General features: G+C 48.6%; 16 protein-coding genes. 9 read left to right on the forward strand and 7 right to left on the reverse strand.

Going from position 1 to position 26,549, the window contains the following annotated elements; genetic code table 11:
* Nucleotides 1-247: 247 nt before the first annotated feature.
* The 3 genes from ACPYIV_RS09290 to ACPYIV_RS09300 form a co-directional block, all read right to left on the reverse strand.
* Nucleotides 248-1,882 (reverse strand): SusD/RagB family nutrient-binding outer membrane lipoprotein, encoded by a 1,635-nt coding sequence (locus ACPYIV_RS09290; protein WP_425886397.1) that lies wholly within the window; start codon nt 1,880-1,882, stop codon nt 248-250.
* 12 nt (nt 1,883-1,894) lie between these two features.
* A complete protein-coding gene (locus ACPYIV_RS09295; RefSeq protein ID WP_425886398.1) occupies nt 1,895-4,996 on the reverse strand; it encodes a SusC/RagA family TonB-linked outer membrane protein in 3,102 nt (1,033 codons plus the stop codon).
* A 127-nt stretch (nt 4,997-5,123) separates the two neighbouring features.
* The gene (locus ACPYIV_RS09300) at nt 5,124-6,410 is read right to left on the reverse strand and encodes a DcaP family trimeric outer membrane transporter (RefSeq protein ID WP_293732249.1); all 1,287 of its coding nucleotides are present in this window, start codon (nt 6,408-6,410) and stop codon (nt 5,124-5,126) included.
* A gap of 127 nt (nt 6,411-6,537) precedes the next feature.
* On the opposite strand from ACPYIV_RS09300, the gene ACPYIV_RS09305 reads away from it, so the two are divergent.
* The 5 genes from ACPYIV_RS09305 to ACPYIV_RS09325 are packed head-to-tail and all read left to right on the forward strand — an operon-like array spanning nt 6,538 to nt 12,267.
* The gene (locus ACPYIV_RS09305) at nt 6,538-7,209 is read left to right on the forward strand and encodes a peptidylprolyl isomerase (RefSeq protein WP_293740359.1); all 672 of its coding nucleotides are present in this window, start codon (nt 6,538-6,540) and stop codon (nt 7,207-7,209) included.
* A 10-nt stretch (nt 7,210-7,219) separates the two neighbouring features.
* Entirely contained in the window at nt 7,220-7,981 is a 762-nt protein-coding gene (locus ACPYIV_RS09310) for a peptidylprolyl isomerase (protein WP_299359632.1), read from the forward strand.
* Nucleotides 7,978-9,315, forward strand: a complete 1,338-nt coding sequence (locus tag ACPYIV_RS09315) for an MATE family efflux transporter (RefSeq protein WP_299359629.1) — start codon at nt 7,978-7,980, stop codon at nt 9,313-9,315. The genes ACPYIV_RS09310 and ACPYIV_RS09315 overlap by 4 nt, the downstream gene beginning before the upstream one ends.
* A gap of 3 nt (nt 9,316-9,318) precedes the next feature.
* The gene (locus ACPYIV_RS09320) at nt 9,319-11,316 is read left to right on the forward strand and encodes a fructose-1,6-bisphosphatase (protein WP_301705603.1); all 1,998 of its coding nucleotides are present in this window, start codon (nt 9,319-9,321) and stop codon (nt 11,314-11,316) included.
* Nucleotides 11,317-11,328: 12 nt separating this feature from the next.
* Complete coding sequence (locus ACPYIV_RS09325; RefSeq protein WP_300761518.1) at nt 11,329-12,267, forward strand: DMT family transporter; 939 nt, start codon at nt 11,329-11,331, stop codon at nt 12,265-12,267.
* A gap of 155 nt (nt 12,268-12,422) precedes the next feature.
* Here ACPYIV_RS09325 and ACPYIV_RS09330 read toward each other — a convergent pair whose 3' ends face one another.
* On the reverse strand, nt 12,423-12,647 hold the full coding sequence (locus ACPYIV_RS09330) for a hypothetical protein (RefSeq protein WP_301842641.1): 225 nt from the start codon (nt 12,645-12,647) through the stop codon (nt 12,423-12,425).
* A 659-nt stretch (nt 12,648-13,306) separates the two neighbouring features.
* On the opposite strand from ACPYIV_RS09330, the gene ACPYIV_RS09335 reads away from it, so the two are divergent.
* Complete coding sequence (locus tag ACPYIV_RS09335; protein ID WP_293732256.1) at nt 13,307-14,674, forward strand: hypothetical protein; 1,368 nt, start codon at nt 13,307-13,309, stop codon at nt 14,672-14,674.
* A gap of 88 nt (nt 14,675-14,762) precedes the next feature.
* Here ACPYIV_RS09335 and ACPYIV_RS09340 read toward each other — a convergent pair whose 3' ends face one another.
* Together ACPYIV_RS09340 and ACPYIV_RS09345 are read right to left on the reverse strand one after the other, a co-directional pair.
* Complete coding sequence (locus ACPYIV_RS09340; protein WP_293732257.1) at nt 14,763-16,238, reverse strand: RagB/SusD family nutrient uptake outer membrane protein; 1,476 nt, start codon at nt 16,236-16,238, stop codon at nt 14,763-14,765.
* Between the two features lie 38 nt (nt 16,239-16,276).
* Nucleotides 16,277-19,378 carry a SusC/RagA family TonB-linked outer membrane protein gene (locus ACPYIV_RS09345; protein ID WP_301706025.1) on the reverse strand — a complete coding sequence of 1,034 codons (3,102 nt, stop codon included), beginning with the start codon at nt 19,376-19,378 and terminating at the stop codon, nt 16,277-16,279.
* Nucleotides 19,379-20,087: 709 nt separating this feature from the next.
* On the opposite strand from ACPYIV_RS09345, the gene thrA reads away from it, so the two are divergent.
* From thrA to thrC, 3 genes are read left to right on the forward strand one after another with little or no spacing between them, the layout of a single operon-like run.
* The gene (thrA, locus tag ACPYIV_RS09350) at nt 20,088-22,526 is read left to right on the forward strand and encodes a bifunctional aspartate kinase/homoserine dehydrogenase I (protein WP_293740199.1); all 2,439 of its coding nucleotides are present in this window, start codon (nt 20,088-20,090) and stop codon (nt 22,524-22,526) included.
* A 3-nt stretch (nt 22,527-22,529) separates the two neighbouring features.
* Complete coding sequence (locus tag ACPYIV_RS09355; protein ID WP_425886399.1) at nt 22,530-23,732, forward strand: cofactor-independent phosphoglycerate mutase; 1,203 nt, start codon at nt 22,530-22,532, stop codon at nt 23,730-23,732.
* Nucleotides 23,729-25,042, forward strand: coding sequence for a threonine synthase (thrC, locus tag ACPYIV_RS09360; protein WP_293732261.1), 1,314 nt, complete (start codon nt 23,729-23,731; stop codon nt 25,040-25,042). Before ACPYIV_RS09355 ends, thrC begins: the two co-directional genes overlap by 4 nt.
* A 104-nt stretch (nt 25,043-25,146) precedes the next feature.
* On the opposite strand, the gene ACPYIV_RS09365 is transcribed toward thrC, so the two are convergent.
* Nucleotides 25,147-26,547: a sugar porter family MFS transporter gene (locus tag ACPYIV_RS09365; protein WP_293740201.1), complete on the reverse strand. Its 1,401-nt coding sequence runs from the start codon at nt 26,545-26,547 to the stop codon at nt 25,147-25,149.
* Between the last annotated feature and the right edge of the window lie 2 nt (nt 26,548-26,549).

A 26,549-nucleotide genomic window follows, 5' to 3' on the forward strand; every position in this document is an offset into this window, starting at 1 on the left:
CGGAAAACAATGGAGGGGGATCTATCGTTTTTAGTAAAATTTTAATAAATAAAATAGGCTCGTAGGGGTGGGGTTCTACTCCACAAAAAAGAATAACAAGTTGATATTTAATACGTTGTAGGAAAAGAGTAGAGCCCTGCCCCTACGAAATGACAATCATTTGTATAACCCTGGCATCCATGTTTCATGCTGGCAAATCATCATTTATGGTTCAAACCGGCCGATAGTTACACCTTTTACATTCATACTAAAAATTCCGTCCCGTGTCCCACCATAAACGGCTTCCGGCATGATCCGGCTTGCCAAAAGCGTTGACCAGCTTTTCGTATAGAGGGGCATCCGTATCGGCCAGGTCAGCGGGAAAATTCAGGCGGCGGATCATGACCTCGGTATCTATGCAACCGTCCTTGCTGTTATTGAAACGCACCGGGAGCAGACGGGGATAACCCGTACGCCGTTGTTCGGCCCAGGCTTCACCGCCTTCGGGAAATACCGCCAACCATTTTTGTGTCAATATCTTTTCAAGTTTCACCTCTTTCGAAGCATCTTCTTCCCATTTTGGGGAAACCTTACAACGGGCTTCGATATTGTTCGCCGGATCGAGAACATCCACATAGTCCGCACCTACCCGGTCGGATTGCAAATAGTCGTCCGCCCCATCGATCCCCCACTGGTAGAAAGAGGCAATCACGCCATTGCGATAACATACTTCCGGACTCTCCACCGTCCACCCCCGCAAAGCCGCCTCCGCCCGGAGGAACCAGATTTCGGCTGCCGTCATCAGAATAGGTTCGGTGGTCTGGTTTACGTGGATCTTGGAATGGGAGGCATACAGGAGATGGGAAAAGCAAGTTCCCTGACGGATTCCTTTATAGCGCCCTTTCAACTCTAATGTAGTATATGCCCCGTCTTCATCGGATATCAAGACATCATCCATACAAGGTTCGAAAAACACTCCGATCCGTGGATCTCCGTAGCCAACCAGGATCGACTCCATCGAAGCGTTCATAAAGACTTCTCCCCATACCCGATTGATCTCGCCCAGCGGATTCTGGTAACCGTTGCGAGTAGAGACCTTCACACATTCGGACGGTTGTTCGAAGACGCCTGCCCGGTCGCGGAAGGATCTTATGAATTCCTCTTTCGCCTTTACCGGATCGGCCATCGCGATGCGCACCGCCAACCGCATCCTCAAGGAGTTGGCAAAACGTATCCAGGAGCGAGGATCACCATCCAGCAGGATATCGAAGTCCGAAATATCCGGTCCCCGGTTCCCGTTATCCACATACTTATGCAGAATCTCAATCGCCTCGGCCAGGTCACTAAAAAAAGCGGCATACGCCTCCTGCTGCGTATCGGGACAGTATTCTTCTTCTTCATTGGCAAAATGAGTATAGACGACAGGGCCGTAGATATCCGAAATACGGTGCATCACCTCCACCTTCAGAATCTTGGTCACTGCATAGACAGAAGGATAGGCGACACGCGTAGAATCTTCGAGTTTTTTGATCTGCGGCATGATATAGGCATAAGTATATCCCCAGTCCGTACCGTTCCAACCATTCTGGAGGTTATAATCGGAATTGCTGCTCCCGCCGTTATGGGGTTTATAATCGTGCATATAGCCACTGAACATATCGGCATTCAGATTCTGCATCAACTGATAAGGCCAGTTCTTCCCTTTCCCGAAATCGTAGTTGAAATAGATTCCTTGCTGAATGATATCCAGTGGAATGCCCAGATTATTGAAGTCGATCTTCATATCTTCATCGGTAATACCCGACTGATCCGTATTAATATCCTTGAACTCGCCTGTGCAGGACAGGAAAATAGAGGAGGTGGCAAGCCAGACGACAGACAGGATGAAGGAAAGAGTTCTCATATTTCTGAACAATTAGAATTCACATTTGATATTAAATCCGAAGCTCCGTGTGGTCGGCATCCCGTATACTTCTATCCCCTGGTTATCATTACCGGTCGATAGTACCAGATCCGGGTCGAACGGCGCCTTCTTGTAGATGAAGAACAGGTTGCGCGCCACGAACGAGAAGTTCACCTGGCTGAACACGCGCGACGCCTCCATCCATTTCTGCGGCAAGCGGTAGCCCAACGAAAGTTCACGCAGGCGGATATTGGTTGCGTCATACATATAATATTCCGTCACCCCGGCGCGTCCTCCCACCACATTCTTATAAAAGCCCTCCACGTCCTCGATCTTATGTCCTTCCAGCATCACAAAACCGGCATCGCGGGCGGCAGCCGTTTCCTTCGTCACCCCGAACAGGTCCATATCCGCCTGGGTCTGCGAAAGGATATCGCCACCGATACGGCTGTCGATCAGAAAGGAAAGAGTCACGTCCTTAAAGCTTATGGTGTTGCTCCAACTCATTGTCAGCTTGGGATTACAGTTGCCGACTTTTATCAGGTTGCCTTCTCCCTCGACTTGCGGCAGTCCTTTCTTGTCGCCTTCCGTCTCATACAGGATTTGTCCGTTTTCGTCCCGGCGGAACGCCTTACCGTAGATATCCCCGAAAGAGCCGCCCTCCCGGAGCCGCATCGCGTAGCTGGAAGAGAAACCGCTGGGACCGTAGACAAAGACCGGCAGCTCCTCATGCAGCTTGACGACCTTATTCTTATTCGTAGACAAATTCAACTCGCTTTTCCAGTTTAAATCTTTTCCCAGAACGGGCGATCCGCCTATGCTTATCTCCCACCCCATATTCCGGATATCCCCCGCGTTCACATAGCGGTAGGCATAGCGGTCACCGGACTTGGCAGGTAGCTTAAAGAACTGATTACGCGTATTCGTCTTATACCAGGTCCCGCTAAAGCTCAACCGGCTATTAAAGAAACGCCATTCCGTCCCCAGCTCGACGGAAGTCGTCATTTCCGGCTTCATATCTTCAAACGGGGCGGCATCCGAGTATTCGATCTCGCCTCCCGCTCCCACATGCGACACCGGGTTTGTCACATAGAGCGGTATATCGTTGCCGACCTTGCTCCACACCCCCCGTACCTTGGAGAAAGACACCCATTCGGGAAACGCCAGCATTTTATTCATAATCCACGCCGCCCCTACCGAGGGATAGAAGAAGCCGGAACCTTCGTTCGGGGTATAAGCCAAGGTGCTCGCCCAGTCGTTACGGGCGGTCAAGTCGATGATCAGGCTCTCCTTGTAACCCACCTGTGCCGTCGCAAACACTGACTGCATTTGCCGGCGGGCATCTATCTGCTGATCGATATAGGCCGAACCGTTCATATTGATATTGGCGATATTGAAGACATTCGCATATTTGAGCGAAGCAGTCTTGGAATCGTAGCGAAGCGAGTTGACCGTCTTGTCGTTGATGCTGGCTCCCACGGCTCCCTGGAGAGAGAAATCGCGGAATTTCTTTTCAAACATCCCCATGATATCCCCATAGAACATCGTCTCCTGGTAATCCGCCTCAATATAACGTCCGTTCATTCCTGCAAGCGCGGGAGCGGTCGAGGCATAGAACTTCTGCCGGACCTTATCCGACACGTTATCGGCGCTACCGCGGGCCTGTAGCCGGAACCAATCCGTCACTTTCAAATCTGCTGTCAGCGACGCCATTGTACGGTTCCTCACATCCTTACTCCGGATGCGATTCACCACCCAATAGGGATTCTGTTCGAAATCTTCCGTCCCCGAATGCCAGTTCTGCACATTCATATTACGGGAATCGTCCCATACCTCGAAATGATCCCTGTACTCCGTTATATCCTTTCCGCGCGGGAAGCGATACAAGCCCACCAGTGAGTTCATATAAAAGCCGCCGCTCGGACTCCGGTCGTTGATAATCTGGCGGAAGAGGTTGATGTTCGCATCCAGCATCAAACGGTTGTCGAGTAACCTCGTCGTTTCCCGGAAATTAATATTATGCTTATTTAATTTATTGTTCTCTATAATCCCTTTCCCGGTCGTATTGGCATACGAGAAATAGGTCTGATAGTGCTCATTGCCGGTACTGACGGACAAGGAAGTCATGGAAGTCAGGCCGGTACGGAAAAAATCGCCGGCATTGTCATAGGTGGGCATCTCCTGCTTCTTGCCCCAACTTTCCACCCCGTCACTTTCCCCGTAAGTGTTTTGAAATTCGGGGAGGCAAAAGGATTTGTCAAAGGTAAGATTGGTTGAGAAGGTAATTTCCCGCTTATCGCCCCGCCCCTTCTTTGTCGTAATCAGGATCACGCCATTCGCCGCCTGGCTGCCATACAATGCGGCCGCCGGCGAGCCTTTCAACACGCTGATGCTTTCCACATCCTCCGGGTTCAGGTTCGAGATACCGTCTCCGCCATCCCTGTTACCGGCATCCGCCGTGCCGCCTATAGCGGTAAAAGCTTGCTCGTTGGAAGTATTCAGCACCGGAACCCCGTCGATCACATACAAGGGTTGGTTATTACCGGCTACGGAACGTATTCCTCGCATCAATACTTTGGCTGAGCTGCCGAGGCCGGAAGATGTTTTATTGACCTGCATACCAGCCACTTTACCCGCCAGCGAGAAGATCATGTTCGGTTCTTTCACACGAGTCAGTTCTTCCCCGTCAACCTGCTTCGCAGAATAGGTCAAGGCCGATTCTTTGCGCTTCAATCCCAAGGCGGTGACAATGATGTCATCGAGCAGCAACACGTCTTCCGACAACTTCACATAGACATACTGCCGTCCCCGGACAGGTACTGCCTTCGGTTTGTATCCGATAAAAGAGATATTCAATATCGAACTGTCGGCCACAAGTATTGTAAAATTTCCGTTCGCACCAGCTATAACGCCATTAGTTGTACCCTCCTCTACAACATTGGCCCCCGATAAAGGCTTTTCATTCTCATCGACAACCTTACCGGATATTTTCACTTTGGACACCAGAGTTCCGGATGTTCGCAAATCCGTCAAAGTAGAATCGTTACCCCCATATGCATATACTGATACAAGCAATAGAAACAATAGGGAAAAACTTCCCGTCAAATATTTCATCCCGCTTATTCATTAGTTATTATCAAGGGCAAAGATATATAAAAAAAAGAACTGTATCAAATTATTACGAACCGGACGCAGACAGATGTAGAGAATGGACTGTTTTTGTCTGCGTCCGGCAAATATTTTAGAAACTATACTGCACCGCCAGGTTCATCCGGTTGGCATGACGGGTGTCGCCGTTGAAATCCGTACGCCAGCCGCGGAGGTATTCGGCTCCGACTTGCAGATCGGAAGTGATATTCCAGAAAAGCGTGGCATTCAGATACTGCCCGTACCGGTACTGTTCGGAGGGAGTGGCGGGATAACCGTCATGGCTATACAGGCGTGACTGGCCGTATGTACTGGTAATGAACACCTTCGGAGAGAAATTATACTGCATACCGGCAAACCACCCCATCATCGGGAGCACCTGCATCTTCCCTTCCTTTTCCGGATTCGGAACGACATCGACATTCAGCATGCTCATATCGTTCAGGAACTGTCCGATACCTTTGCCGTAAACGCCCTGCCCGTAGACCTGCAAACGGTTCGTCAGATTGAAGGTGGCAGAAGCTAAAACGCCCCATCCGATCTCCGACTCAGCCTTGTGAGCAGTCAAATTGTCGTAAGTCATGCTGCGGATGATAGCCGCTGCGCGGAAATGGCTTTTAGGGTTCCAACCGTACTGCACGTAAACCGGGAAGTTCGGCATCCGCTGTTTGGCAATGCTGACATGGTCGTTCGTCAAACCGTCCACAACCGGCATTTCCACACCGATACCGGCTTTCAAGCCTTTGGCAAGCGCATGTTCGTAGCGGATCTGCGTAGCATGATAGATCGACATCCCGTTAGGACCGGCAAAGTCGATCGTTGCAGGCACGTTGCCCAAGTCCATGAACGAACCGTAGTCGTAGCCCGCCGTAAAGCCGCGTGCCGACACGTAAGCATTCCTTAACTCGAATATCTTACCGCTACCACCGCGGAAGTTTCCGGCGGTATAGACAACGAAATCGCCCAGCAGGTCCGTATGTCCGACCAGCTTCAAGAAGATGGTGCTGGTAGTAGCGTCCATTTGGAACTGGTTCCGCACGTAGGACTGTCCTCTGCCGGGGATCAAAGCCGGATAAAAGTCTATATTATCGGAGATACCGCCAAAATCATATTCGGCTGCCAGTTTCACATATCCTCCGATACCGAGGGCAAACTTGCCTTTCCGGTCTGTCAGCAGGAAGCGGGGCGCTTTCGGTTCGTGGAAACGGGGACTCTGTGTCTCATTCATGATCCGGACAATCTCATTGCCAGCCTTATCGATCGTGACAAACATGACCGAGTTCGGTTCGTTATCCTCAACCACAACTTTCTGAGCGTTGGAATGGGCAGAAACCAATCCCATTCCGAGCAGTAAAACTGCGCTTTTCAACAATGTTTTCATAAATGTACTTTTTGTTTAGATGAATTACCAACTTGAACAGATACCGGCGAAAAAGGTTGTGTTAAATGATTGCTTTAACGAGTAAATATCACTATTTTTGTTGCCATAATACAAAAATAAGATGAAGATGAAAAAGCTGTTTGCTATATGTTTAGTAGCCCTCTCGGCTCTGATATCCGTCCATTTGCAAGCGCAAGAGGTTGAAACGCTGGTACTGATCGATACCGATATGGGGAAGATCAAAGTGAAACTTTTTAACGACACACCCCAGCACCGCGATAATTTTATTAAAAATGTGAATGAGCATCGCTACGACGGCCTGTTGTTCCACCGTGTCATCAAGCAGTTTATGGTACAAGCAGGCGACATCAACTCGAAAGACGCGCCGCTGGAACAACACTTGGGAGACGGCGACCCGGATTATACGATCCCGGCAGAGATCGTGTACCCGAAATACTTCCATAAACGCGGCATGTTCGCCGCCGCCCGTACAGGGGATGAAGAGAACCCGGAACGCGCCTCGTCGGCCACCCAGTTCTATATCGTAACCGGCAATTTCTTTACGGAAATGGAATTGGACAAGATGGAAAAGGAACAAGGCATCACCTTCACCCCCGAACAGCGGCACGCCTATATGCTGGAAGGCGGTACACCCCATTTAGACGGAAAATACACGATTTTCGGCGAAGTCATAAGCGGCATGAAAGCGGTCGACAAGATCCAGTTCACAGAGACGAACGCAGACGACCGTCCCGTCAAAAACATCAAGATCAAATCAATGAAGATTGTCAATAAATAAACAACAAAGAATGGAAACAAAAGAAACATTAGTGGTGATGGATACCACACTCGGAAAGATAAAAATCAAATTATATAACGACACGCCGCTGCACCGCGACAATTTCATTAAGTTGGCAAAAGCCGGGCAATACGACGGCCTGCTGTTCCACCGTGTCATCAAGGACTTTATGGTGCAAGGCGGCGACGTCACTTCCAAAGACGCCCCGATGAACAAGCAGCTCGGAGCCGGCGACCTGGGTTACACTGTCCCGGCGGAGTTTAATTACCCTAAATATTTCCACAAGAAAGGAGCCTTATGTGCCGCCCGTACCGGAGACGAGATGAACCCGGAAAAGGCTTCATCTGCCTCGCAGTTCTACATCGTCACCGGCAAGAAATATTCGGAAGCCGAACTCAGTCAGATGGAGAAGCAACTCGAAGGACGCCTGAAACAAGCCATCTTCAACCGCCTCCAGACGGAAAACAAACCCAAGATCATGGAACTGTACCGCAGCGGCAACAAAGAAGAACTCGCCGTGCTCCGCGACACTCTGATCGGAAAGACCGAACTGGAAGCCGAAAAGCGGAAAGACGAAACGAAGATGCCCGCAGAACTGCGCGAAACCTACAAGACGACCGGCGGCGTGCCTTTCCTCGACAACCAGTACACCGTGTACGGCGAGGTGGTGGAAGGCCTGGACGTGGTAGACGCCATCCAGCAAGTAAAGACAAATAAACAAGACCGCCCGACGGAAAATGTAGTAATCAAGTCGGTAGAGGTTTTGGAATGATACAGCTTTCGGTCTACAAGGAACATTATAAAGAAACAATACGCCTGGGTGTCCCGATCATGTTGGGGCAGCTGGGCATTATTGTTGTCGGCTTCGCCGACAACATCATGGTCGGTCACCACAGTACGGCCGAACTGGCTGCAGCGTCGTTCGTCAACAACTTCTTCAACCTCGTGTTCATTGCCGGGATGGGATTCTCCTATGGGCTAACCCCCATCATCGGAGGTTATTTTGCGCGGAAAGAATATGCCCGGGCAGGCGAGACACTGAAGAACAGCCTCTGCATCAACTTCGTCGTAGGGCTGCTGCTAAGCCTCTGTATGCTGGCACTGCTTCTGAACATCCACATTCTGAAACAGCCGGAAGAGTTGATGCCTTACATCGTACCTTACTACATATTGCAGCTTTTCTCGATCATTTTCGCTATGCTGTTCAACTCGTTCAAGCAGTTCAGCGACGGCACGACAGACACGGTCACCCCGATGTGCGTCATGCTGGGGGCCAACGTGCTGAACATCATCGGTAACTACCTGCTGATATACGGCAAGTTCGGATGTCCCGAACTGGGGCTTACCGGTGCCGGCATCTCGACGCTTTTCAGCCGTATCCTGACATTCGGGATATTCTGTTACCTGTTTGCCAAACATTCCCGCTACAAACCTTACCTGGAGGGGTTCAGGAAAGGGACTCTCAATAAGATTAGTTTAGGCAACCTGGTCCGCCTCGGCCTGCCGGTGGGATTCCAGATGGGAGTCGAGACAGGCTCGTTCAGCCTGAGCGTCATCATGATGGGCTGGCTGGGAAGCACGGCGCTTGCGGCCCACCAGGTGGTAGGCGTGATCACCACACTCGGCTTCATGGTCTATTACGGCATAGCGGCGGCGGTCACCATACGCGTAAGCAGCTACAAAGGCTGGAACGACTGGACGGCCATCCGGAACGCTTCTTTTGCGGGCCTCCATCTGATCACGGGGACGGCCGCTATCGTGATGCTGCTTATCCTGTTTTTCCGCAACAACATGGGCTATATCATCACCCCCGAAAAAGAGGTGGTCGAACTGGTCGCCCTGCTTGCCTGGTCGGTGATCCTGTACCAATTCGGCGACGGGCTGCAAATCCTTTTCGCCAACGCCCTGCGCGGCATATCGGATGTGAAATATATGGCCTATATGGCGTTTCTCTGCCATTTCGGGCTGGCGCTTCCCATCGGTTACCTATGCGGATTTACATTGGGTTGGGGACCTATCGGCGTTTGGTGCGGCTTTCCGGTCAGCCTGACCACCCTCGGCCTGTTGCTTTGGAGACGTTTCAATAGATTGACAATAAAAAAATAATGTATGACTAAAGACATAACAGCAGAACACGTATTAAGCGACCTGCGCTACCTGACGCTATTGGCACGCAGCTTTCCGACAGTGGCGGACGCCAGTACGGAAATCATTAACCTGGAGGCCATCCTGAACCTGCCGAAGGGGACGGAGCATTTCCTGTCCGACATTCACGGCGAGCACCAGGCTTTCAACCATGTACTGAAGAACGCCTCCGGTGCGATCAAGCGCAAGGTGAACGAAATATTCAGCAACACATTACGCGATTTCGAGAAGAAGGAACTGTGCACGCTGATCTACTACCCGGAACAGAAGTTGGAGCTGATCCGGCAACATGAAAAAGAGTTGGACGACTGGTATCTGATCACCCTGAACCAGCTGGTGCGCGTATGCCGGAACGTCTCGTCCAAATACACGCGCTCGAAGGTACGCAAAGCGTTACCGAAGGAGTTTTCCTACATCATCCAGGAGCTGCTCCACGAATCGAGCGACGAGCCTAACAAGTCCGCCTATGTGGACCAGATCATCAACACGATCATCTCGACCGGCCGTGCGAACGACTTCATCATCGCCATGTGCAACCTGATCCAGCGCCTCACGATCGACCTGCTGCACGTCATCGGCGACATCTACGACCGCGGACCGGGCGCCCATATCATCATGGACACGCTTTGCAACTACCATAATTTCGACATCCAGTGGGGCAACCACGACATCCTCTGGATGGGAGCCGCCGCCGGCAATGCGGGGAGCATCGCCAACGTGATCCGTATGTGCCTGCGCTACGGCAACCTGGCAACCCTGGAAGACGGCTACGGCATTAACCTCCTGCCCTTAGCGACCTTCGCGATGGAAGTCTATGGCGACGATCCCTGCGAACTGTTCATCCCCCGCACAAACGCGTCGGATGCTACTTTCGACGAAAAGACAACCCAACTGATCGCCCGTATGCACAAGGCAATCACAATCATACAGTTCAAACTGGAAGGCGAGATCATCCGCCGCCGTCCCGAGTTCGGAATGGACGACCGCCTATTGCTCCACCACATCGACCTCCGGCACGGGACCATCCGCATCGAAGGAAAGGAATATGAACTGAAAGACAAGAACTGGCCTACCCTCAAAGCCAAAGATCCCTACGCCCTCTCCATCGAGGAGGAAGAGTTGATGCGCCGTATCAAACACTCGTTCGAGTGCAGCGAGAAGCTGAAGAAACACATGCGTTGCCTGTTCACGCACGGCAGTATGTACCAGGTCTGCAACTCCAACCTGCTCTTCCACGCCTCCGTCCCGATGAACCCGGACGGCACGCTCAAAGCGATCCGGATCGAAGGGGCGGAATATAAGGGCAAAGATCTGTTAGACAAAGTGGAACAATTGGTACGTACCGCCTACTTCGACGCCGACGACAGTCCGGAGAAGGACTTCGCGATGGATTACATCTGGTACCTCTGGGAAGGAAAGGACTCCCCCCTCTTCGACAAGAGCCGAATGGCAACTTTCGAGCGTTGTTTCATCGACGACAAATCGGTGCAAAAGGAGGAAAAAGGCGCCTACTACTCCCTGAGGGAGGAGGAGGTGGTCTGCGAGATGCTGCTGGACGAGTTCGGCGTTACCGGCCAACACCGCCACATCATCAACGGGCACGTCCCCGTCCGTTCCATCAAAGGCGAGAACCCGATCAAGGCGGGCGGCAAACTGCTCGTCATCGACGGCGGTTTCTCCAAAGCCTACCATCCCGAAACGGGCATCGCCGGCTATACCTTAGTCTACCATTCGCGCGGTTTCCAACTTGTGCAGCACGAGCCGTTCCTGTCGACCGACCAGGCCATTAAGGAAGGCAAGGACATCCGCTCCACTACCATCGTCGTGGAGCTGAACTCCCACCGGCAGATGGTCAAGGACACAGACAAAGGGGCGGACCTGCAAAAGCAGATCCATGACTTGGAAAAGCTCCTCTATGCGTTCCGCAACGGGTTTATCAAAGAAAAAGAACGTTATAAATAAAAAACAACGGTCATGAACAGCGAGAAACTGAAAGGTCACATTCTGATATTGGTAACCAATATCCTGTTTGCCGTCAATATGCCGATATCCAAATATCTGCTGCCGGCCCACGTTCCCCCCGAAGGCCTTACGATCATGCGTATGGCTTTCGCCTGCGTGATGTTCTGGATCGTGTCTCTGTTTACGGTAAAAGAGAAAGTGCCGTCGAAAGACCTGGGGATGCTTTTCGTCTGCGCCCTTTGCGGGGTGGGGATCAACCAGGGATTGTTTATCGTCGGGCTGAACCGTTCTTCTCCTGTCGACGCCTCCATCATCGCCACCGCCGTGCCGATCTTCGTCCTGCTGTTGGCAGCCGTCATCCTGAAGGAGCCGATCACCCGGAAGAAATCATTCGGGGTATTTATGGGGGTAAGCGGCGGGCTGCTGCTTGTCTTCAGCTCCACGCACGCCGCCGACAGTATCAGCAGCCTGGACGGTGACGTGATGATGATCGTCAGCGGGTTGATGTATGCCATCTACCTGGTTCTGTCGAAGCCACTCTCCTTACGCTATTCATCGGTCACGATGATGAAATGGATGTTCCTGTTCACGACGCTGACGTTGGTTCCCTTCACCTTCCGGCATGTGCTCGACGCTCCCGCCTTCCACCGGGAGGTTTGGGATTTCAAGGAGCTGAGCGCGATCTTCTACGTCCTCTTCGGGGCGACGTTCCTCCCCTACCTGCTCATCCCGATGTCATTGAAGCGAATCCGCCCGACAACGGTCAGCATGTACAACTACGTGCAGCCGATCGTCGCCTCGTTCATCGCCGTCATGATCGGACAAGACACCTTTTCCTGGCAGAAATTTCTGTCGGCGATCCTGGTCTTTACTGGCGTTTACCTGGTGACACAGAGCAAAAGCCGGGAGGACATGGAGAAGGGAAAAACGGAGGATAAAAACAGACAATAACCCTTATTAGAGCATTTTTCTATTTGGAATGAAATCTCGAACGATTCGTGTCTGACATTTTCATCTTTCAGATCAGTATTAATGAGCAGTCGATAAAACGAGGTCGGCAGAAAACAGAAAAACGAAATTCTTTTGTTACTAAAAATCAGAAAATCCTAACATTGTGGAAAAACTGAACTTCCGGAGAATCGTCTGTAGCAAACGAAAGCCGACACAGGCCTGAATATTCCAAAAGAGATTTGCCTCTTTATCGGCATGACGACCGTCTTCATCACCACGACGACCGTCTTCGTGGCCATGACGACCGTCTTCATGATGTATGCCTCCGGCAACTCACGGCAACAACGACCGTCTTCGTGGCGAAAAACTGCGCACCTCATGACAGGAAGTCCTTTTTTCCCTATGAAGAACCGGAATTTGCAGCCTTTTACAAAGGATGTGTTTTATCGTTAACAAAACAATATTATACAATAACCCCCTTTCTATATTGCCATAAAAAGTGAAATTCATCTTCAGGATCATTCTCTCAAAAAAAGAGGGTGTGTCGAAACAAAATCCTGCTTACTAATAGACATAAATCAGGAACGGATTGCACGGCTTCTCCCGTTACTATTTTCAACAGGTACAAGCCATTACCTACTCCTGATGTCTCGATCGTGCCACCAGAAACAGGCAAGGATTTTTTCTTGCCAATGTACCGGTTTCCATCCGGTACAAATCGTATTGCACCAGACTATTTTGATTTTTAGCAGAGACTGTATTAGAACTGTCTTCCAGCACAATGCAAATCTGACGTGACGAAGAATTTAAAGACACTTTATAATGAGTTCTTATTTCTGCTTCCGCTTCAAGATTGTATGACCATGTCTGTCATCCATGTTTTACGCCGGTAAATTATCATTCAATTATTGATCATGTATGCCATCGCCTTAAGCAATAAATACTAAAAAATAAAGTCTGATGTAGAACAGGATATCATTTAAATTTTAGTATATTTGTATAACAGACTCTGATAGCTCAACTTCTAAATAATAATATTATGAAAAAAGGAAAAATCATTTCATCCCTTGTGTTCGTACTTGGCTGTTACTTCACAAGCCATGCACAAACGTATGAACATTTTGACCTGAGTTCATTCATCACTCCTGATATCGTCAGGAACGAATTGGACTTTTCTTTGAATTCATCCGGCCTGATCCAAGACAATAAAGGATCGAGCCAGGATCACTCGTCTTTAGGAGGAGACTTCGGCACGGCATTCAACCGGATCAAGAACACACGGCCTTACTGGGGTAAACAGGAAGGACGGATAAATCTTAACGGGAAATACGCCCGCGACAAATCCAATGATTACAAAGCGAACGAATACCAGACTTCTTTCTCTTACTATACCGACAACCGATTCTACAAAACGAACAAACGTTTCTGGTCTTTATCGGGAAACCTGTTCGGATATGTAAACGGCAATAAGCAGGACCAACCTTCTTATCAAAAATATAAATCCAAATATTTCAGCGGTGACGTCTCCCTGGGTATCGGAAAAGGCCGTATCGAATCGGTAACCGATGCCAGACAAGCGATTTATATACTAGACAATCTCTCTAAAAAAGGGGTATTAAAACGGCAACTGACCAATAATGAAATATTGGAACTCTCCAAGTTGATCGCCATTGTGAAAAACAAACGCTTTTTCGACTCCCGTCTACGGATGATAGACGAAGTTTCAGCAGTAGACTCTTTCTTCGTTACCAACCGTTTGTTGGAATCATCCGGAGCCTCCTACTTCACAACGCTGTATGACTACTGGATGTACGGGGATCGTTTCGAACGCGGGGCTGGGTTGGTATTCAGCGGCTCGATATTGGGTGGCTACGGGCACACACGATCCGACAATATCAGAGAAAACAACAACGATAATAGTGGGTCAAAATCTACCATTCCCTTTGCCGGTGCCCTCTTTACCATGGAATACGAAAAGCCGGTCAATCTTTACTGGCAGCAGTCCGCTTCTTTATCTTTAAGAGGACAATACGAACGGACATCCAGCAACGATCCTTACATCGAAAACGATCCTCATCTCAAATTAAACCAATATTCAACCCAGTTTTCCGGTTCATACAATTGGGGCTATTATCCGAATTCACGCACAAATCTCAACTGGGGTATAAGAGAGTTTTTATACTGGAGAGATATCGACTACATGAATACGAAACAAACTTCAAACAATAATTATTGGAATACTTCGACCGAACTCTATTTCAAAACCTATTACTATTTCTCCCCTCAAATCCGTCTGTCAGCCGATGTAAGAGGCGGTTTGGAATATATTAAGTATAAGCATTGGGACACAGGACAATTGGGTTGGAACGGTTCGTTTCAGTTGACTTTCACGTATTCGTTGTTCTAAATTTCGATCGCATCTATCCACATAACATAATAAAAAAAGCCTCCGGAAATTCTGAAAAATCCGGAGGCTTTTTTAATCTTTCTGATATTTACGGTTCATAAACTCCACTATACGGATTCTGATCGCCTGCCGGCCAGATATCGTCAACCAATGCCTTATTATTCTTCAGTTCGGAATTTGGCAATTGGAAGATGAAACGCCAGGAACGAGCTGGAAGTTGAACACTTCCACCATTATAATCAACATGATTGCCTGTACGAAGCAAAGGTTTCTGGTTACGGACAATATCAAACAATGCATAACCTTCTCCATACAATTCCTTGCGCCTTTCCAATAAAATCGATTCGATCAAATCATCACCTGTCGTTTCGGAACGTTTTGCATTACGCATATCCTGAAGTTGCCATAATAATTCTTTAGCTTCAGCCTCTTTACCTTGACGGGCGCATGCCTCTGCCGCATTCAACAACATTTCATCGGCACGCATAAAAGAATAAGATCCCCGGCATTCCTCATTATCACGGAATTTATAAGATACATAAATCTGATCCCACCACCACTCAAACTGGCTTGCACGAATATCTTCTTCTTCAAACAGATTCACAAAGTCTGTAGCCAAAAACCAACCTGCAAAGGTATAACATTTACGTGTTCCGTTTGCCCACATGGCAAATTGAGAATAATCCCCCATATTCTGTTCTTCAGTCTGCTTCATACCCCAAATCCAAGATGGAATGGTATGATCGTTAAAACCAGACAAGAACTCTTCATTCGTTGTCAACGGATAAATAGCCAACAGTTTCTTTGCATATTCCTCTGCTTTAGGCCAATTATTCATCGTTTGATATACCTGCGCCAACACCCCTTGCACAACTGTTTGATCGAAATTATTAATACGGTCTCCACGATTAAATCCATCCAATAAAGTTTCAGCTTGCGTCAAATCAGACAGAACTTGATCGTACGTTTGCCGCAAAGTTCCACGAGGTTTTCCTTCAGTCGCTTCAGTTGTAGGTTCGGTATAAATCGGCATACCCGGCATATCTTGAGCAATCGCATAGGTCTGTTGGAAAAAACGTGCCAAATCAAAATAAGCCCATCCGCGCATCGCATAAGCTTGCCCTTTTATAAATTGCTTATCTTCCTCATCTCCTGAGCATTGATCTACATAAGCCAAAATAGAATTCACATTATTAATCAATCTATAATGAAAAGTCCACAATTGGCTTGAACGAAAAATATCAGCACGCGTTTCACCCCAGTAGTTATATACAAAAGTGTACCATCCACCCCAAGCTATAATATCTTCACCACACATATCTGAAATATGCATAACGGAAGGCAGACCATAATCATCCTGTCGATCCGCTCCTCCACTATTATATGCGCGCATCTGGTAATAACATCCGTTTAAAGCAGCCTGGGCTCCGGCTACAGTTTTAAAGACTTCACTATCAGCAACCGATGTTGACGGGCTCGTTTCCAAAAAATCACTGCACCCCATTAATCCACTTGCAAGAATTCCCGCTACAAGTGCTAATGTATTATATTTTAACGATTTCATATCTTTTATTTGCTTTACTATTTAACAATAACATATTCCTACAAATTCAATTGTAAACCAAAAGAGACCGACTTCGTTACCGGGAAACGGTTAGAAGTCGTACCTGAAACACTTTGCTCAGGATCTGTACCACGCTTCGCTGCACTACCGACAGTCAGTAAATTATCACCCTGGATAAAGAATCGTAAAGAATTCACCTGGAATTTATAAGTTAACGACTTAGGAAGCGTATACCCCAATGTTACATTTCTTAAACGGGCAAACGTATTATTATATAAGAATTTGGAAGAATAAGACCCCATTGTGTTTGCATAAGCTGTAGACAAACGCGGGAACTTTGCATTCGTATTTTCTGGAGTCCATGCGTCCAACATATCCGGATGCATGCTATAGCCCGTACGGTAGGCCATCATCTGAGAGTAGTCGCCATCATAGAGCTTTCCGCCAAAACTATAGTAAATCATAAATGACAAATCAATTCCTTTATAAGAGAAATTATTGGTAAAACCACCAAACAATTTGGGAATGGCATCTCCCAAATATTTCTTTTGGTTATCACTTGTCAAAGCATTCAGGTCTTCTGTTTTTCTTCTTTCGACAAGAACTTTTTCTCCATCGGCATTCGTCTCGTAGATATTTTGCCAATACTGATCATTTCCTGTTTCCGGATTGACACCAGCATATTCAACTCCCCAGAAATTATAACGAGACTCTCCTTCACGCCATTTGAAATAGCCGGAATTCATTTCGTCTTGCGGCAATTTTGTGATACGGTTTTTGTAGGATGTTCCGTTCAAATCGATTGTCCACTTGAAATCTTTCGTTGTAATGGCTGCATAATTCAAAGAGAACTCGATACCGTAGTTTTTAACATCGCCAATATTTCTGTCTATACCACTAAAACCGGTAGACGGAGCCATAGGCATCGTAAACAACAAATCTTTCGATTTACGATTAAACCATTCAAAACTACCACTCAGTTTATTAAATACGGCAAAATCCGCACCTACATTAAACTGCATATTACTTTCCCACTTCAAAGTCTTATTCGGCAAACGGCTAATCATCACACCCGCATTATTGTAGTCATTATTTCCTGTTGCATACAAACCTTGATAAGCATAATAAGTACCCAAATTGTCATTTCCCACGGCACCATAACTTGCTTTTAACTTCAAGTTATCCAACCAATCTTTATAAGGCTGCATAAATTTTTCATTCGAAATACGCCAAGAAGCACCAACCGACCAGAATTTACCCCAACGGCTATCCGGGTGAAAACGAGAAGAGCCATCTGTACGGAAACTTGCCGAAACATAATAACGATCGTTATAATCATACTCGGCACGGCTAAACCAACTCAGTAAGCGATACTTATTATAATAAGAACTCATGCTGTTCATTTTCGAAGCTGCATTGATCTCTGTCAATCCGTTAAAAGGGAAACCTCTTTTTGAAGCCGACAAATTTTTATAATGAGTCGAATAGGCTTCCTGTCCCAACAGAACTGTCAAAGTATGATCCCCAAAAGATTTATTATAAGTCAACAAGTTATTGACAGTATATGCAAAATTACGATCACTTTCTTTGTAAGCCTCTCCACCATATCCTGCAGCGAAACCGTGTTCACCATTCGTATATCCGTCGTATGTGTACTGATAAAAATCGACACTTAAGTTAGTACGCCAAGTCAGTTCCGGTAAGATTTTTATCTCAAAATAAGTACGCATAGATGCGTCGTCATGCATCCAGGGTGAAGGATTGTAAACAGCATCAGCCAAAGGATTCCAACCGATCCAACTCTGACGATTGTCTCCATAATCATAAATCAGATTACCATTACTATCTTTTTTATATGTTTGTGCATTGGCATCCCATTCATAAATCGGATAGTTAGAAGGAACTGTTCTTAAAAACCAAACTGTTGTTTCTCCAGCAGACATCTCACGTACGCTATGAGACAAATTGATATTGGCTCCTACCTTCAGCCATTTCTTCACTTCATAATTCAAATTGGCGCGAGCAGAGAAACGTTCGAATTTCTGAGTGGAGAACACACCTTTATCATTCAAATAACCGGCAGAAAGGAAATAGTCCGCTTTATTGGATTTACCACTAAAGTCTACTGTATATTCCTGACGTAAACGGGATTTCAACAATTCATTTCTCCAATCACCAGAATATAACAACTGTGCATTCGGATCGATTTTACCATCCAGTCCCACAGGGTTAGCCATATTATAAGGATTAAGTTTCAACTCGTTTCCCAATGCACCTGTTGCATATTGAGCCGCTTCTTCCGCAGAAACCCCCTTATTATCCATATAACCATTCTTCAAAGCCAGCCAAGTTAATTCGGTAAACTCGTTCGGGCTCAAAGCTCTTGGCAGATCCACCGCCAAACTGGAGAATCCCCACGTCGAACGGAAATTAATCTGGCCCTTCTCACTGGCTCCCTTGCGCGTTGTGATCATCACGACACCGTTAGCTGCACGGGAACCGTACAAAGCGGTGGCCGAAGCATCTTTCAGAATAGTCATGGACTCGATGTCGTTCGGGTTGATAGCATTCAGATAACCATCATAAGCCGTCCCGTCGACCACATAAAGCGGGGAGCTGGATGCGTTCATGGAGCCGATACCGCGGATCATGATTGTTGCGTCAGCTCCCGGTTCACCGGAATTGTTGACAACCTGCACACCGCTGCTCTGCCCCTGCAAAGCCTGTGTAATGTTGGATGCTTTGATTTTTTCCAGCGATTCTTTCTTGACTACGCTGGCCGATCCTGTAAAGGTCGATTTCTTTCCCGTACCGTAGGCTACGACCATCACCTCGTCGATCGCTACCATATCCGGCTCCATTTCGATTTTCATGCTATGGCCGGTAATGGCGACCTCTTTCGTCTTATACCCCAAATAAGAGAGATGCAGTGTTTTCGTACGGGGAGAGACCGTCATCGAGAACTCTCCTTTTTCGTTGGTGGTTACGCCATTCATCGTCTGCTTGTCTACGACAGCCACGCCAATCATCGGTAAGCCGTCTTCGGTAGAAATTACGATACCAGACACTGTCTTTTCTTGTGCTAACAGCAAATGTCCCCATAAGGACATTACAAAAAGAATCCAAAAGAACCTCTTCATAATCAATAGATTTAAATGATACATTCAAGTAGAGCGACATTGACCTATAAAAACATTTCCTTTTAATTTAAGGTATATAAAGCATAAACGATCCCCAATTATAAGGACGTAGTTCTAACAGGACATTGTATTCGACACACTAATAGGCGCAAATATATTAAATTTACAATTAATCAAACTAAAATAAGACATTTTTTAATCGGAAAGACTAAAAAATATTCAAATTATAAAACTATAAAGCGGTTAAAACAACTGTTTCAACGCTTTTTTTCTACTGGTTCTATACCCTGCATATACAATGTGCGACTTTATAATCTTCCCTTCCGGCAGCATGAAAGGTAGATTGCAAAGGCCTTTTCATATATCGGATCTATTCATAAGGAGAAGTCAAACTGCTAAGTTCTGTTAGAACTACGTCCTTCGTTTTGGCGTGATATTGAACTTTTCTCTGTCAAATTTCAACTTTCAGCTAAAAAAATGCTTGCATTTGGAAAATAATGCGTAATATTGCCGACGTAAATATAAATACAAAGAAAATCGCAAATGACATTAACAGGTTTTACATATCATACCTGGGCACTGACAATGACCCCTTGGGGGGTTTAGCATATATAAATAAACAAGTGCGGAGACCACGTCCCGCTTTGTTGCAATTCTCACATTGCACCTGTTTTTCTTTTTTTCCAATCAACTAAATAAATACATATCGATGAAAGTATTGAAATTCGGCGGGACATCCGTAGGTTCCGTGGATAGCATTCTGAGCGTAAAGAAGATAGTAGAGGCTATTGAAGAGCCTGTAATCGTTGTCGTATCCGCCTTAGGGGGGATCACGGACAAACTGCTGAAGACAGCCTCGATGGCAACAAACGGAGATGTAGCCTACGAAAGAGAGTTTTCCGAAATCGTTACCCGCCATCTCGACGTCATACAAGGTGTTATCCCCGATAAGGCAGAGCGGATCGAAGTGCAGAAACAAGTGATGGCTTTGTTGGATGAATTAGGTAATATATACAAAGGTGTGTACCTCATTAACGACCTGTCGGCCAAGACTTCCGACACGATCGTCAGCTATGGCGAACGCATCTCCTCGCTGATCGTTTCGAATGTGATAAACGAAGCCAAGCTGTTCGACTCACGCAAATTCATCAAGACGGTCAAACAGTTCAACAAGCATATCGTCGATTTCGAATTGACAAACAAACTGATCGAAGAAACCTTCAACCCGCTGCCCAAAGTATCGCTGGTTCCCGGTTTCATATCTTCCAGCAAGGAAGGCGAAGTGACCAACCTCGGACGTGGAGGCTCCGACTATACCGCCTCCATCCTGGCAACGGCCTTAGGCGCGCGCCGACTGGAAATCTGGACGGATGTGGACGGCTTCATGACAGCCGATCCGCGTGTGATCAGTTCTGCTTATGTCATCGACCGGCTGACTTTCACCGAAGCGATGGAGTTGTGTAACTTCGGCGCGAAGGTGATCTATCCACCTACGATTTACCCGGTTTATCACAAAAATATACCGATCCGCATTCTGAACACCTTCAATCCGACTGCAAGAGGGACTTATATCTCCAAAGAACGGGTGCAGGACGACAGCAAAGCGATCATCAAAGGGATCTCGTCTATCAACGACACGTGCCTGATCACGGTACAAGGTCTCGGCATGGTGGGTGTTATCGGTGTCAACTACCGTATTTTCAAAACGTTGGCAAAGAACGGCATCAGCGTGTTCATGGTGTCGCAGGCCAGTTCGGAAAACAATACGACATTTGCCGTCCGGAATGCAGACGCGGACCTGGCGGTCAAGGTGCTGGACGAAGAGTTCGCACTCGAACGCGCCCAGGGCGATATGAGCGACACGGTAGCGGAAAAGGACCTGGCAACCGTCGCTATCGTAGGCGAAAACATGAAGCGCACGCCGGGCATCGCCGGCAAGCTGTTCGGGACATTAGGCAGCGCCGGCATCAGCGTGATCGCCTGTGCACAGGGGGCTTCCGAAACGAACATTTCGTTCGTCATCAAGCTGAAATACCTGCGCAAGGCATTGAACTCCATCCACGACTCCTTTTTCCTCTCCCAATACAAGGTGTTGAATCTTTTCATCGCAGGCGTCGGCACAGTCGGCGGCAACTTGTTGGAACAGATCCGCATCCAGCAACCGAAGCTGATGCAGCAGAACGGGCTAAAACTGAATGTTGTCGGCATAGCCAACAGCAAACATGCCATCTTCTGTCGCGAAGGGCTGAACCTGGAAACCTGTATCGACGAGCTGAAAAAGAACGGGCAGGAAAGCTCACCCGAACATCTGAAAGAAGAGATCCTGAAGATGAATATCTTCAACTCGGTATTCGTGGATTGCACAGCTAACCAGGCGGTATCCGACCTTTACGAAGAATTGCTGAACAACAACGTCTCGGTCGTTGCCGCCAACAAGATCGCCGCCTCCTCTTCATATGACAACTATATGAAGCTGAAAGAGACGGCCCGTCACCGCGGCATCAAGTTCCTGTTCGAAACGAACGTCGGGGCCGGACTGCCGATCATCAACACGATGAACGACCTGATCAACAGCGGCGACCATATCCTGAAGTTAGAGGCTGTCCTTTCGGGCACGCTCAACTATATCTTCAACACGTTGAGCGCCGATATCCCTTTCAGCAAGGCAATCCAGATGGCAAAGGAGGAGGGCTATTCCGAGCCGGACCCCCGTATCGACCTAAGCGGGAAGGATGTGATCCGCAAACTGGTGATCCTGGCACGCGAAGCCGGTTACAAGGTGGAGCAGGAAGATGTGAAGCGTAACCTCTTTATCCCCGAATGCTATTTCGAAGGGTCATTAGATGATTTCTGGCGCAACATACAGGGCCTGGATGCCCAGTTCGAAGAAAAGCGCCAGCAGTTGGAGGCTGAAGACAAACGTTTCCGTTTCGTTGCCAAAATGGAAAACGGGGCCTGCGAAGTGGGTTTGCAGGAGGTCGATGCCCACCACCCGTTCTACGAGCTGGAAGGCAGCAACAACATCATCATGATCTCTACCGAACGATACCACGAGTATCCTATGATCATCAAAGGCTATGGAGCCGGGGCCGACGTAACGGCCGCCGGAGTCTTCGCCGATATTATTTCGATCGCTAACATTCGATAAATTATGAAAAGTATAATCATCCTGGGAGACGGTATGGCCGACGAGCCGATAGAGGTATTGGGTGGCAAGACACCAATGCAGTATGCAGACACTCCCTACATGGACAAACTGGCTGCACTGGGCGTTACCGGACGCATGAAGACCGTTGCCGACGGTTTCCATCCGGGAAGCGAAGTGGCGAACATGGCAGTACTGGGCTACGACCTCCCGACCGTCTACGAAGGGCGGGGTGTGCTCGAAGCCGCCAGTATCGGATATGACTTGAAACCGGGGGAAATGGCCATGCGCTGTAACCTGATCTGCGTGGAAGGCGATATACTGAAAAACCATTCATCCGGCCATATCGCCACGGAGGAGGCAGACGAACTGATCCGCTTCCTTAACGAGCAGTTAGGGTCCGACCGCGTGCACTTTTACACAGGTGTGTCTTACCGCCACCTGTTAGTGGTGAAGGGAGGTGACAAGCGCTTAGACTGTACCCCGCCGCACGACGTCCCCCTCCATCCTTTCCGCCCCCTGATGATTAAACCGGAAGTGCCCGAAGCGCAGGAGACGGCCGATCTGCTGAACAGCCTGATCCTGAAATCGCAGGAGATACTAAAAGACCACCCCGTCAACCGCCGGCGCATCGCAGCAGGGAAAGACCCGGCAAACAGCATCTGGCCCTGGTCGCCGGGCTATCGTCCGGCCATGCAGACCATGCAGGAGATGTATGGTTTCAAGCAGGGTTCCGTCATCTCGGCCGTCGACCTGATACGGGGCATAGGCGTGTATGCCGGCCTGAAAGTGATCGACGTGGAAGGGGCTACCGGGCTTTACGACACAAACTACGAAGGCAAAGCGCACGCCGCCCTCGAAGCCCTGAAGACGAACGATTTCGTCTACCTCCATATCGAAGCCAGCGACGAAGCCGGGCACGAAGGGGATGTCGACTTGAAGATCCGGACGATCGAGAACCTGGACAAACGGGCAATCGGCATCATCTTCGAGGAGTTGCAGAAATGGGATGAACCGGTGGCGATCGCCGTCCTCCCCGACCACCCGACGCCTTGTGCCATCCGTACACATACGAACGTTCCCGTCCCTTTTCTGATCTACAAGCCGGGACAGGCACCTGACAGTGTGACGCATTTCGACGAGTTCTCCGTGCTGGAAGGGAAATACGGCATATTAGAAAAAGATGAATTTATAAAAGAATTAGTATGAGATATTACAGCACAAACAAACAAGCTCCGCTCGCCTCACTGGAAGAAGCCGTAGTAAAAGGTCTTGCCGGTGACAAAGGCTTATATATGCCGGAACAGATCCGGCCTTTGGACAAAGATGTGATCTCCGGTCTCAAAGACAAGTCGTTCCATGAAATTGCCTGTACCGTCGCACAGGCTTTCTTCGGGGATGATATAGAACCGGAGACGCTCGATGCGATCGTCCGCGACACGTTGTCGTTCGAAACACCGGTCATCCCTGTACGCGACCATATCTACAGCCTCGAACTTTTCCACGGTCCGACTTTGGCATTCAAGGATGTAGGGGGACGTTTCATGGCCCGCCTGTTAGGCTATTTCATTCGGAAAGAGGGGCTGAAACAGGTGAACGTGCTGGTGGCGACTTCCGGTGATACGGGTAGCGCCGTTGCCAACGGCTTCCTCGGCGTGCCGGGCATCCACGTGTATGTGCTCTACCCGAAAGGGAAGGTAAGCCCAATCCAGGAATGCCAGTTCACCACGCTTGGACAGAACATCACGGCGCTGGAAATAGACGGCACGTTCGACGATTGCCAGGCATTGGTCAAATCCGCCTTTATGGACGAAGAGCTGAACCGCCACATGAAGCTAACATCTGCCAACTCTATCAATGTGGCACGCTTCCTGCCGCAATCATTCTACTACTTCAATGCGTATGCGCAATTAGATAAATCAGGGAAAGCGGACGAGCTGGTCGTATCCGTCCCCAGCGGGAACTTCGGCAATATCACCGCCGGATTGTTCGCCCACCGGATGGGGCTGCCGGTCAAACGCTTTGTGGCTGCCAACAACCGCAACGACGTGTTCTTAGAATACCTGCGCACGGGTGTTTACACGCCGCGTCCTTCCGTCCCGACCATCGCCAATGCGATGGATGTCGGCGATCCGAGCAATTTCGCCCGTATCCTGGACTTGTACGGGAAGAACGGCAATCCGCACGCGGAAATCAGCCGGCTGATCAGCGGTTACCGGTTCACGGACGAAGAGATAGGGGCTACCATGAAGCAGGTTTATAACGAAACCGGTTACATCCTGGACCCGCACGGCGCTTGCGGCTACCAGGCTTTGATCGAAAATAAACTGTCTCCAGTCGAAACAGGCCTGTTCCTCGAAACCGCCCACCCCGCCAAGTTCAAAGGGACGGTAGACAAAATACTGGATGCCGACATCGAAATCCCCGCCAAGCTGAAAGCCTTCATGCAAAGAGAAAAGCAAAGCATCGGATTGGAAAAAGATTTCGGAACCTTCAAAAGCTACCTGCTGGCACAATAAACGGGTTTTGCAAGCATAATGATCGCACCGTTCAGGGTGAAAAAAACTTTGCCACCCTGAACGGCGCGGCGTTTATACCCAGGACACCGATTCTACCCAAAAGACTACTTTCCGGCGATCATCTGCTCAATCTCTTCTAATGACCTTCCCGTTGTTTCGGGAACCAGTTTCCAAGTAATCAACATATAGGGCACGCACATACAAGCGAACAACAGGAAGACACCCGAAGGAGCCAGATTTGTCAACAGCCACGGCGTGAGTTGTCCGATCAGGTATGTGCCAACCCAAAGCGAAAAACCAGCTATCGACATCGCCGCCCCGCGCACTTTGACCGGATACATTTCCGATAACAGGACGAAGATGACGGCACAGATCGAGATGGCGCAACTAAAGATATAAGCCATAATCAAACCCAACAACAGGAAAGGGGAAAGCCGCCCCCCTGCATTCAGCATGAAATAAATGCTGACACCTACAAGCGTGACGATCATCCCGCTCACCCCTATGTAAATCAGTTTTTTCCTCCCTATCCGATCAATCAGCCACATGGCCAAAACGGTAGAAAAGACATTCACCAAGCCGACCATAATCTGGAAATCAAGCGAGCTGTTCTGTGCTAATCCGGCCTCTTCAAACAATACCGGGCCATAATACAACACGGCATTCACCCCCATGAACTGTCCTAACATCGCCAAGCTGATCCCGACAAACAGCACCGTGCGAAAACCCGGCTGAAGCAACAAGCGCCAATCGCTTTTCGTCTCCGTCCGGACAAGCGACCGGATCTCCTCTATCTGCTCTCCGGCGGTATGGACGCCGAACAAACGGCTCATCACTGCCCGTGCACGTTCTTCCTGCCGGTTGATCACCAGCCAGCGCGGACTTTCAGGGATGAAAAAGAGAATTATGAAGAACAACAGAGCAGGAACGATCTCCATCCCCAACATCGCCCGCCAGACCTCCATCACAAAAATCATCTGTAGCCAGTGCCCGTCAAAAGAGGAGGACAAGGAATACCTCAGCACGGCTGCATTTGCGAAATAAGAACCGACGATACCTACCGTAATAGCCAACTGGTAAAGAGCCACCAACCGCCCGCGATACCGTGCGACCGATATCTCTGAAATATAAAGAGGAGAAATAATGGAAGCAATCCCGATCCCCACTCCTCCGACAATGCGATAAACAACCAACTCGTCCACCGAAGAAGAAAACATACAGCCGATTGCAGAAGAAGCGAACATGACCGCCGAGAACAACAGGACAGGCTTCCGCCCGTAGCGGTCGCTTAACTTACCGGCCATCAGCACACCGGCTATCGAACCGATCAATGCACATCCGACATACCATCCCGTCTCTATATCATCTAATCGAAACTGGGTGGACACCCCTTTGATCGTTCCCGAAATAACCGCCGTATCGTAACCGAACAGAAAACCGCCGAGTGCCGCCACAGCTGACAAGAACACGACATATCCCATATTTTCGGAATTGTGATTTTTCATAA

The sequence above is a fragment of the Parabacteroides vesiculifaciens genome, assembly GCF_049860805.1.
Classification (GTDB): Bacteria; Bacteroidota; Bacteroidia; order Bacteroidales; family Tannerellaceae; genus Parabacteroides.

Excerpts from the sequence above, each read along its gene's own strand:
- ACPYIV_RS09290 (WP_425886397.1), bottom strand. The coding sequence starts at position 1,882 with ATGAGAACTCTTTCCTTCATCCTGTCTGTCGTCTGGCTTGCCACCTCC.
- ACPYIV_RS09295 (WP_425886398.1), bottom strand. The coding sequence starts at position 4,996 with ATGAAATATTTGACGGGAAGTTTTTCCCTATTGTTTCTATTGCTTGTA.
- ACPYIV_RS09300 (WP_293732249.1), bottom strand. The coding sequence starts at position 6,410 with ATGAAAACATTGTTGAAAAGCGCAGTTTTACTGCTCGGAATGGGATTG.
- ACPYIV_RS09305 (WP_293740359.1), top strand. The coding sequence starts at position 6,538 with ATGAAAAAGCTGTTTGCTATATGTTTAGTAGCCCTCTCGGCTCTGATA.
- ACPYIV_RS09310 (WP_299359632.1), top strand. The coding sequence starts at position 7,220 with ATGGAAACAAAAGAAACATTAGTGGTGATGGATACCACACTCGGAAAG.
- ACPYIV_RS09315 (WP_299359629.1), top strand. The coding sequence starts at position 7,978 with ATGATACAGCTTTCGGTCTACAAGGAACATTATAAAGAAACAATACGC.
- ACPYIV_RS09320 (WP_301705603.1), top strand. The coding sequence starts at position 9,319 with ATGACTAAAGACATAACAGCAGAACACGTATTAAGCGACCTGCGCTAC.
- ACPYIV_RS09325 (WP_300761518.1), top strand. The coding sequence starts at position 11,329 with ATGAACAGCGAGAAACTGAAAGGTCACATTCTGATATTGGTAACCAAT.
- ACPYIV_RS09330 (WP_301842641.1), bottom strand. The coding sequence starts at position 12,647 with ATGAGGTGCGCAGTTTTTCGCCACGAAGACGGTCGTTGTTGCCGTGAG.
- ACPYIV_RS09335 (WP_293732256.1), top strand. The coding sequence starts at position 13,307 with ATGAAAAAAGGAAAAATCATTTCATCCCTTGTGTTCGTACTTGGCTGT.
- ACPYIV_RS09340 (WP_293732257.1), bottom strand. The coding sequence starts at position 16,238 with ATGAAATCGTTAAAATATAATACATTAGCACTTGTAGCGGGAATTCTT.
- ACPYIV_RS09345 (WP_301706025.1), bottom strand. The coding sequence starts at position 19,378 with ATGAAGAGGTTCTTTTGGATTCTTTTTGTAATGTCCTTATGGGGACAT.
- thrA (WP_293740199.1), top strand. The coding sequence starts at position 20,088 with ATGAAAGTATTGAAATTCGGCGGGACATCCGTAGGTTCCGTGGATAGC.
- ACPYIV_RS09355 (WP_425886399.1), top strand. The coding sequence starts at position 22,530 with ATGAAAAGTATAATCATCCTGGGAGACGGTATGGCCGACGAGCCGATA.
- thrC (WP_293732261.1), top strand. The coding sequence starts at position 23,729 with ATGAGATATTACAGCACAAACAAACAAGCTCCGCTCGCCTCACTGGAA.
- ACPYIV_RS09365 (WP_293740201.1), bottom strand. The coding sequence starts at position 26,547 with ATGAAAAATCACAATTCCGAAAATATGGGATATGTCGTGTTCTTGTCA.